This window comes from Nonomuraea candida, assembly GCF_000725485.1.
GTDB classification, from domain to species: Bacteria; Actinomycetota; Actinomycetes; order Streptosporangiales; family Streptosporangiaceae; genus Nonomuraea; species Nonomuraea candida.
In genome coordinates this window covers 20,617-29,148 of record NZ_JOAG01000069.1, presented here as the reverse complement: position 1 = coordinate 29,148, position 8,532 = coordinate 20,617, and the positions used below count along the sequence as shown (strand labels likewise).

The window sequence follows — 8,532 nt, the reverse complement described above, 5'->3', positions numbered from 1 at the left end:
CCAAGGACCCGCGGCCAGGCCGGATCGCATGAGAATGAGCGTTTTCAGCGAGGAACACCGGAGAGTGGCCGCCACCATGCCGGTCATGGGCGAGCGTCAGCACACGGCCAAGGCCGGCCCCTTCAGCCGGCGACGGTCGATCCTGGTGTGGGGAATGAGCGAGGCGGAGGTGCGGGTCGATGCCGTCCTGTCGAGCGGGCGAAGGGAAAGCGTGCCCGTGCACCGGCTGATGGGCCGGTTCTGGGTGGCGGCGGCGGTGGGCCGTCTGCGATGTCTGCTGGTGCGGGTGGAGGGCCTGCCGCCGGCCGAGATCAGGTCGCGCCGTCGGCGCTCTTGGAGATTTCGTGGGGGAGTGAGACGTGCGTCTTCCGGCCGCCTTCGCTAAAACGCTGTACTGGGCCCTCGTGCTCAGCGTTCTCGTCACGGCTGTCTTCTTCGTGGTGACCGCGCGGCGTGGCCCGGCTCTGGACGCCTATGCCATCAGTTTCCGCCTCCAGTCCTTTCTCGGCCACGACAATGCCGATCCGAAGGCGTTCGCGTCCAAATTCTCCCGGGTCCAGTTGAAAGTCGTGGTCGACGAGTCCGGTGAACGGGTGACCAGGCTGCACAGCACGATGACCGGTGAACCGGGGAGCGGCGGAGGCGGCAAGAAACTGGTGGTCCACTGGGCCGCGCCCGATGATGAGCGGACCGAGTTCCGGGAAGATCTGTGCGAGATCAGGCGGGAGCGCATTTCGGCGAAACCCACACTGGAGGACGTGCTCCTGGACGCCGTGGGACCGCTGCGACCGCAAGAGGATGCCGGCGGTTTCTCAGAGGACAACGGCCTCTACGTCCGGATCAAGGACGGCTTTCGTTACGAGCTGAGGCTGCTTCCCACAGGACGCACCTACACCCACGTCTTCATGCGGGATTCCCGGGTCGTGAGCGTGGCCGACGACGTCGTGATCAGCGAGATCGCTCCGGAGGACGTGACGGGCACGTACCGGCCGGGAACATGCCCGAATGGAAAAGAGCCCGGACAGTCCGGCGTCCTCTCTTGACCGGGCCGGATCAGGACGGGGCGTGCAGCAACGCGAACGCCTCCGTCCGTTCCGGCGCGCCGGCCTTCTTGGCGATGGCGTGCGCGCTGCCAAGCCGACCGAACCGCGCCCTGCCTGCCCGTTGCCCGCAGCACCTGCCCCAAATGATCAGCGTTCTGGCCCGGGGCGGGCCGCTGCTCGGTTCGCCGGGACACCTGCGGCGCCTGCTCGCACTGTTCCTCGCAGGAGGCCAGGTCGCCCAGGCCGAGACAGGCGACCGAGATGGCGCTGTGCGCCTTGCCCAGCGCCAGCGCGTACCCCTTGCCTGCCAGGTGCCGCGCACAGTCGGCGTGGGCCAGCGCTTCGGTGTGCAGACTCTGGAAGCGAGCCAGCTCCGAGCGCGCCAGGAGCACCTCCACCTGGTTCGGCCGATGGCGTGGCAGGCGGGGTGGGTTCGCGGCGTTCCGCGCCAGAGGCTCACCCGCCCGGCGCTGCCGCAAGCGCTGGAGCACGAACTCAACAAGGGACCCTCGCGCATTATTGGTCAGAGCTCGCAGCTTGTCGGCCGCGCTCTTGGGCGCCTCCAGGACGGCGTGGAAGTAGTTGCGCCGCATGAGCTCAGCTCGACAGAACGCTTCCACGACCTGTGCCACGGAAGATCGCCCATCAAGACACGGTCTGAGGGCGCAGGAGGTCGAGCAGAGCCCGTACGGCCGGGTTGCTGTCGTGGCCCGTCCGGGTGACCAGCGCGACCGTGCGGGTGGCGGTGTTCCCGATGATCGGGACGGCCTTCAGGCCGGCCTGCCTGGCCACCCCCACAGGCAGGACGGCGATCCCCAGCCCGTGCCTCACCAGCGAGACCAGCAGGTCGAGCTGGGTGGTCCTGAGCACGATCCGCCGCTTGAGCCCCGCGTCGTGGCACAGCCGGTCGACGACGGTCTGCAACCCGGTCCCGGCCTGGAACTCCACGAACGACTCCGCCGCCAGGTCGGCCAGCCGGACGCCCGGCTGCTCGGCCAGCGGATGACCGGGGCCCGCGACCACCGCCAGCGGCTCGGTGTCGCTGTCGATCACCGTGAGCGCCGCGGGCAGCTCGTCCATGCCGCAGGCGAGGTAGGCGAGGTCCAGCTCGCCGCTGCGCAGGGCCTCGATCATCTCGTCGACCGGGGCCTCCAGGAGGCTGATCTCGACCCCGGGGTACGCCTTGGTGAAGCGCGCCAGCACGTCCGCGAGGTCGACCCAGGTGAGCATCTGGATCGTGCCGAGCGCCACCTGACCGTGCAGCAGCCCCTGGACGGCGGAGATCTCGGCCCTGGCCGCGCGGGCGTCGGCGAGGATGTGGCGGGCGATCGGGAGGAGCGCGCGGCCCGCCGGGCTGAGCTCGACCCTGCGGGTGGTCCGGTCGAAGAGGGTGGCGCCGAGCTCGCGTTCGAGCTGGCGGATGGATGCGCTCAGTGACGACTGGACGACGTTCACGTCGTGGGCGGCCTGGGTGAAGCTGCGTCGCCGGGCCACGGCGAGGAAGTGTGACAGCTGCCTGAGCTCCATTTATCGACCGTTTCGATGAAGGCGACCGACTCTATCTGTTGGACAGAATAGCCTGGTAGAAGGCAGTCTGGGTACCGAGCGTGAACACCGCTGGACACCAAGGGAGTTGGCCTGTGACTGCCAGGAGCATTGCAGCCGAGCCGTTCGATCTGGAACTGGACCCGGCGACGACGGCGCTGGTCGTGATCGACATGCAGCGGGACTTCCTGCAGCCGGGCGGTTTCGGCGAGCTGCTCGGCAACGACGTGTCGCTGCTGCGCGGCGCGATCGAGCCGACGCGGGCCGTCCTGGAGGCGGCTCGGGCCGCCGGGATGCTGGTGATCCACACCCGCGAGGGCCACCGTACCGACCTCGCGGACTGCCCGCCCGCCAAGCGTACGAGGGGCGGCAAGACGTTCATCGGCACCGACGGGCCGATGGGCCGTATCCTGGTCCGCGGCGAGGAGGGCCACGACATCATCCCCGAGCTCTACCCGATCGAGGGCGAGCCGGTGATCGACAAGCCGGGCAAGGGCGCGTTCTACGCCACCGACCTCGAAGCGATCCTGCGCAGCCGGGGGATCCGTACGCTGCTGGTCTGCGGCGTGACCCTTGAGGTGTGCGTGCACACCACCGTGCGCGAGGCGAACGACCGCGGGTTCGAGTGCGTGGTCCTGGAGGACTGCGTGGGCTCCTACTTCCCCGAGTTCCTCCGGGTCGGGCTCGACATGATCAAGGCCCAGGGCGCGATCTTCGGCTGGGTGTCGGACTCCAAGCGCGCCGTGGACCTGCTGAACGGCTAGCTCGTCATGGTCGCCGTCTCCCAGGGTTACCTGGTGCCGGGGCCGGGCTTCGCGGGGACGGTGCACAGCGTCTTCGCGACCGCGTGCAACCTGGTCGTGGACGGCCTCCTGCTGACCGTCCACGACGCCGCCGCGCCGCACACGCCGACGTCCGTCCGGGTGACGGGGTGGAGGCCGGAGGCGCGGGCAGGCGAGCCCGTACGTTGCTCGGCGGGGATCCTGTCGTTCGGTCCGCATGTGCTCGACCTGCGAGCCGTGCCGGTCTGGACGCCGCCGCCGCCACCGACACCGCCACTGTCACTGTCACCGACACCGGTACGCGCGCGGTCCGTGATCACCGGCGCCGAGCAGGTCGCCGAGCTGCGCGAACGGCACGTCTTGGCCAGGGGCATCGGTGTGCCGGGCCTCGACGTACGGGCGGAGCGCCTGCTGGAGGCGCTGACCGACCGGCCGTACGAGGTGCCGGGGGCCGTGGCCCGGCTGGTCGGCTTCGGGCCCGGCCTGACCCCCAGCGGCGACGACCTGCTGGTCGGCACGCTGGCCGTCCTGTCACGGATCGGCCGGCCCGCCGCACGGGCTTTCCACACCCTCGCGGACGGCGTGCGCGTGCACGCCCACCGCACCACCGACGTCGGCGCCCACTACCTGCGGCTCGCTGCCGAAGGCCACTTCAGCGAGCCGATCATCGGCCTGGTGGACGCGCTCGTCAGCGGAGCCGGCCTACCGGCCCGCACCAAGGCCGCGCTGCGCGTGGGGGCCAGCTCGGGAGCCGACGGCGTCGCCGGCGTCCTGCTCGGCCTGCGCGTACTCGGCTTCTCCCCAGATCGGAAGGCGGCATGAGCAGCATTCGCGAACATCGCATCTACCCCAACCGCTATCAGGACTCCGTTGCCCTGATGGCGCTCTCCGCGGCGCTGGCCGAGCTGCCCGGCATCCAAGCGGCCTCCGTCGTGATGGGAACCGGCACCAACCTGGACAACCTCCGGGAGGCCGGGCTGGGCGAGGTGGACGCCGGTCCCGGCGACCTGGTCGTCGCGGTCATGGGCGACGAGCCGGCCACCGTCCGGGCGCTGGAGCTGGCCGACGAGCGGCTGTCGGAGCAGCCGTCGTCCCGCGGGGCCGGTGGCGAGGTGGCCGCGCCGCCGCTCAGGAGCCTGCGGCAGGCCGTGGAGGAGAACCCGGCGCACAACCTGGCGCTGATCTCGGTGCCCGGCCCGTACGCCGCCGCCGAGGCGCTCAAGGCGCTGCGGCTCGGGCTGAACGTCATGGTCTTCAGCGACAACGTGCCGCTCGACCAGGAGATCGAGATCAAGCGCTTCGCCGAGGAACGCGACCTGCTCGTCATGGGCCCCGACTGCGGCACCGCGATCGTGAACGGCCTCCCGCTCGGCTTCGCCAACGTCGTACGGCGCGGCCGGATCGGCGTGGTGGGCGCGTCGGGAACCGGCATGCAGGAGATCACCTCCCGGATCCACCAGCTCGGGGAGGGCGTCTCGCAGGCGCTCGGCACCGGCGGGCACGACCTGTCGGCGGAGGTCGGCGCGATCTCCATGCTCCGCGGTCTCCGCGCGCTCGCCGCCGACGACGGGACCGACGTCATCGTGCTGCTCTCCAAGCCCCCGGCCGAGACGGTCGCCAAGGCCGTCGTGGAGGAGGCGCGCGCGCTCGACGTGCCCGTCGTGATCTGCTTCCTCGGCGCCGACCCTGCCGCGTTCGGCGGCGACACGCCGGGGGTGCGGTTCGCCGCCACGCTGGCCGGCGCCGCCGACGCCGCCGTGGCGCTCGTACGAGGCGCGGACCGGCCCGCGGAAAGCCCGGCGGAGGCGTACGAACAGGTGTGTTTCGCGCCGGGGCAGCGTGACCTGCGCGGCGTGTTCAGCGGCGGCACGTTCTGCTACGAGGCGCAGCTCCTGGCCCGGGCCGAGGGCATCCGGGCCGCGTCGAACACCCCCGTGGCGGGCAACACCATGCCGGCCGACGTCGCCGTCAGCACCGGGCACACGCTCCTCGACCTGGGCGACGACGTGTTCACGCGCGGCCGGCCGCATCCCATGATCGACCCGGCGCCGCGCGACGAGCGGCTGCTCGCCGAGGCCGTCGACCCGGCCACCGCCGTCGTGCTCTTCGACGTCGTCCTCGGGTACGGCGCGGCCGACGACCCGGTCTCCGGCCTGCTGGAAGCCATCGAACAGGCGCGGGCCGTGCGCGAGGGCCCGGCGCCGGCGTTCGTCGCGCACGTCTGCGGCACCGACGACGACCCGCAGGACCGTTCGGCCGTCGTGGCGCGGCTGCGCGAGGCCGGCGTCCTGGTGGCGGAGAACAACGCCCAGGCGGCCGTGATCGCCGCCCGGATGACCCCGTGACCGGGGAAGGAAGGCAGAGACATATGTGGAGCGAGCACCTCGACGTGGTGAACGTCGGTCTCGCCGGGTTCGGCGACGACCTCCGCGCCGCCGGAGGGTCCGTGACCACCCTGGACTGGCGTCCTCCGGCGGGCGGTGACCCGGACGCCGCGCTGGCGCTGGCCAGGCTCGTCGGTCATCCGGAGGTCGAGCGGGCCAATCAGGTCGCCTTCGAGCGCTACCTGTCCGCGCAGCCGGTGCTGACGGACGTCGTACCGGCGAAGGAGGCCATCACGGAGATGGCAGGGGAGCGGCTGATCCTGCACTCGGGCCCGCCCATCGCCTGGGAGCGGATGGCGGGACCGGTCAGGGGCGCGATCGCCGGGGCCATCGTGTTCGAGGGCTGGGCGCAGACGCCCGGGCAGGCGGCCGAGCTCGCCGCGTCGGGCGCCATCTCCTTCGCACCCGCGCACCACTACGGCGCGGTCGGCCCGATGGCCGGCGTCATCAGCCCGTCGATGCCGGTCTGGGTGGTACGCGACGCGACCTCGGGCAGGCTCGCCTACAGCAACTTCAACGAGGGGCTCGGCAAGGTGCTGCGCTTCGGCGCGAACGGCCCCGACGTGCTCGACCGGCTCAGGTGGATCGGCGGCGAGCTGGCCGGGGCGCTGCGGCCCGCCGTACGGCGGCTGGAGGGCCTGGAGCTCAAGCCGCTCATCGGCCAGGCGCTGCACATGGGCGACGAGGTGCACAACCGCAACGCGGCGGCCACCGGCCTGCTGCTCAAGCGGCTGCTGCCGGCGCTCATCGCGACCGAGCCCGACAACGCCGTGCTGCGCAGGGCCGCCGAGTTCATCACCGGGAACGACCACTTCTTCCTGAACGTGTCGATGGCGGCCTGCAAGGCCATGCTCGACGCCGCCGCCGGGGTGCCCCACAGCTCGATGGTCACCGCGATGGCGCGCAACGGCGTCAACTTCGGCATCCGCGTCTCCGGCACCGGCGACCGCTGGTTCCAGGCGCCCGCCAACCCCGTCGACGGCCTGTTCTTCCCCGGCTACAGCGTGGACGACGCCGCCCCCGACCTGGGGGACAGCGCGATCACCGAGACCGCCGGGCTCGGCGGCTTCGCGATGGCCGCCTCGCCCGCGATCGTCAAGTTCGTCGGCGGCACGCCGGCCGACGCGACCGCGCACAGCCGCCGAATGCGGGAGATCACGATCGGCACGAACCCGGTGTTCACGCTGCCCGCGCTCGACTTCGGCGCGAGCGCGGCGGGCATCGACGTACGCGCGGTCGCCGACACGGGCCTCCAGCCCGTCATCAACACCGGCATCGCGCACAAGGAGGCCGGGGTGGGGCAGATCGGGGCGGGTGTCACCACGGCCCCGCTGCCCTGCTTCACCCAGGCCGTCGTCGCCCTCGCCGACGGGCTCGGACTCGCCGGGGCCGCGGCGTGAAGGCCGGGCTCGCCGTCGTCGCGTTCGGCGGGAACGCGCTCGTCCGCGACTCGGCCCACGAGGCGATTCCGTACCAGTACGACACGGTGGTGCGTACCGTGCCGGCCATCGTGGACATGATCGCGAAAGGCTGGGACGTCGTCGTCACCCACGGGAACGGCCCGCAGGTCGGCTTCATCCTGCGGCGTTCCGAGCTGGCCGCCGCCGAGGTGGCGCCGGTGCCGCTGGACTACGCGGTCGCCGACACCCAGGGGGCGATCGGTTACATGTTCACCAAGGCGCTCTCCAACGAGCTGGCCGTACGCGGGCTCAGCCGTCCGGTGGTCAGCCTGGTGACGCGTACCGTGGTCGACCCGGAGGATCCGGCCTTCGAGCGGCCCGCCAAGCCGATCGGGTCGTTCTTCGACGAGGAGACCGCCCGCCGCTACGCCGCCGAGCTCGGCTGGACGGTGACCGAGGACTCGGGACGCGGCTGGCGCCGTACGGTGGCCTCGCCGGAACCCGTCGAGATCGTCGAGCTCGGCACCATCCGTGACCTCGTCGGCGGCGGGACCGTGGTGGTGGCGGGCGGCGGCGGAGGCGTGGCGGTCGCCCGTGACGCCGCGGGCCTGCTCACCGGCGTGGAGGCGGTCATCGACAAGGACCGGGCCGCCGCGCTGCTCGCCGCCGAACTCGGCGCCGACCTGCTCGCCATCCCCACCGGCGTGGACCGGGTGGCGATCCACTTCGGCACGCCGGAGGAGCAGTGGCTCGACCACCTCACCCCCGACACCGCCGCCGAGTACGCGGCTCAGGGGCACTTCGGCGAGGGCAGCATGCGTCCCAAGGTGGAGGCGATCATCGACTTCCTGCGGGCCAGGCCCACCTCGTACGGCCTGATCACCGCCCCCGACCGGCTCGCCGACGCACTGTCCGGCACGACCGGCACCTGGATCAGCAAGGGAGAGACCCCATGACCACCCCCACCGGCCCCACCACCGGCCCCACCACCGGCGTGGCGCTCGCCGTGAACGGCACGCTGATGCGCGGCCTCGAACTCAACGGCAACCTCACCGGCGCGGGCGCCACGTTCCTGCGCGAGGACGCCACCGCCCCCTGCTACCGGCTGTGGAGCATCGACGACCGGCACCCCGCGATGATCCGCACCACCGACGGCAGCGGCGTGTCGGTCGAGGTGGAGGTCTGGGACGTGCCCGCGCAAGCGCTGGCGGGCGTGCTGCTGTCCGAGCCCGCCGGGCTCTCCGTCGGCAAGGTGACCCTCGCCGACGGCACGGAGGTGCTCGGCGTGATCGGCGAGCCGTTCCTGGTGGCGGGCAAGCGGGAGATCACAGAGTTCGCGGGCTGGCGGCGCTACGTCGCCACGCTCGGAGAGGGTTGA

9 protein-coding genes are annotated in these 8,532 nt (G+C 71.8%); 8 read left to right on the top strand and 1 reads right to left on the bottom strand.

Going from position 1 to position 8,532, the window contains the following annotated elements; translation table 11 throughout:
• Both IO39_RS57095 and IO39_RS55400 read left to right on the top strand, forming a co-directional pair.
• The coding region (locus IO39_RS57095) for a hypothetical protein (RefSeq protein ID WP_211267354.1) at positions 1–385 on the top strand (385 nt) is incomplete at its 5' end.
• Positions 360–1,043 (top strand): hypothetical protein, encoded by a 684-nt coding sequence (locus IO39_RS55400; protein ID WP_043636062.1) that lies wholly within the window; start codon positions 360–362, stop codon positions 1,041–1,043. The genes IO39_RS57095 and IO39_RS55400, both read left to right, overlap by 26 nt.
• Before the next feature lie 645 nt (positions 1,044–1,688).
• Here IO39_RS55400 and IO39_RS40870 read toward each other — a convergent pair.
• On the bottom strand, positions 1,689–2,570 hold the full coding sequence (locus tag IO39_RS40870) for a LysR family transcriptional regulator (protein WP_043636060.1): 882 nt from the start codon (positions 2,568–2,570) through the stop codon (positions 1,689–1,691).
• A gap of 113 nt (positions 2,571–2,683) precedes the next feature.
• On the opposite strand from IO39_RS40870, the gene IO39_RS40865 reads away from it, so the two are divergent.
• The 6 genes from IO39_RS40865 to IO39_RS40840 are packed head-to-tail and all read left to right on the top strand — an operon-like array spanning position 2,684 to position 8,532.
• The gene (locus IO39_RS40865) at positions 2,684–3,352 is read left to right on the top strand and encodes a cysteine hydrolase family protein (RefSeq protein WP_043636057.1); all 669 of its coding nucleotides are present in this window, start codon (positions 2,684–2,686) and stop codon (positions 3,350–3,352) included.
• Between the two features lie 6 nt (positions 3,353–3,358).
• The gene (locus IO39_RS40860) at positions 3,359–4,192 is read left to right on the top strand and encodes an oxamate carbamoyltransferase subunit AllH family protein (protein WP_043636054.1); all 834 of its coding nucleotides are present in this window, start codon (positions 3,359–3,361) and stop codon (positions 4,190–4,192) included.
• Entirely contained in the window at positions 4,189–5,715 is a 1,527-nt protein-coding gene (gene fdrA / locus IO39_RS40855) for an acyl-CoA synthetase FdrA (protein ID WP_043636050.1), read from the top strand. Before IO39_RS40860 ends, fdrA begins: the two co-directional genes overlap by 4 nt.
• A 23-nt stretch (positions 5,716–5,738) precedes the next feature.
• The gene (locus IO39_RS40850; protein ID WP_043636047.1) at positions 5,739–7,154 is read left to right on the top strand and encodes a YlbE family protein; all 1,416 of its coding nucleotides are present in this window, start codon (positions 5,739–5,741) and stop codon (positions 7,152–7,154) included.
• Positions 7,151–8,110 carry a carbamate kinase gene (locus tag IO39_RS40845; protein ID WP_043636044.1) on the top strand — a complete coding sequence of 320 codons (960 nt, stop codon included), beginning with the start codon at positions 7,151–7,153 and terminating at the stop codon, positions 8,108–8,110. Before IO39_RS40850 ends, IO39_RS40845 begins: the two co-directional genes overlap by 4 nt.
• Positions 8,107–8,532 carry an allophanate hydrolase-related protein gene (locus IO39_RS40840; protein ID WP_052424028.1) on the top strand — a complete coding sequence of 142 codons (426 nt, stop codon included), beginning with the start codon at positions 8,107–8,109 and terminating at the stop codon, positions 8,530–8,532. The genes IO39_RS40845 and IO39_RS40840 overlap by 4 nt, the downstream gene beginning before the upstream one ends.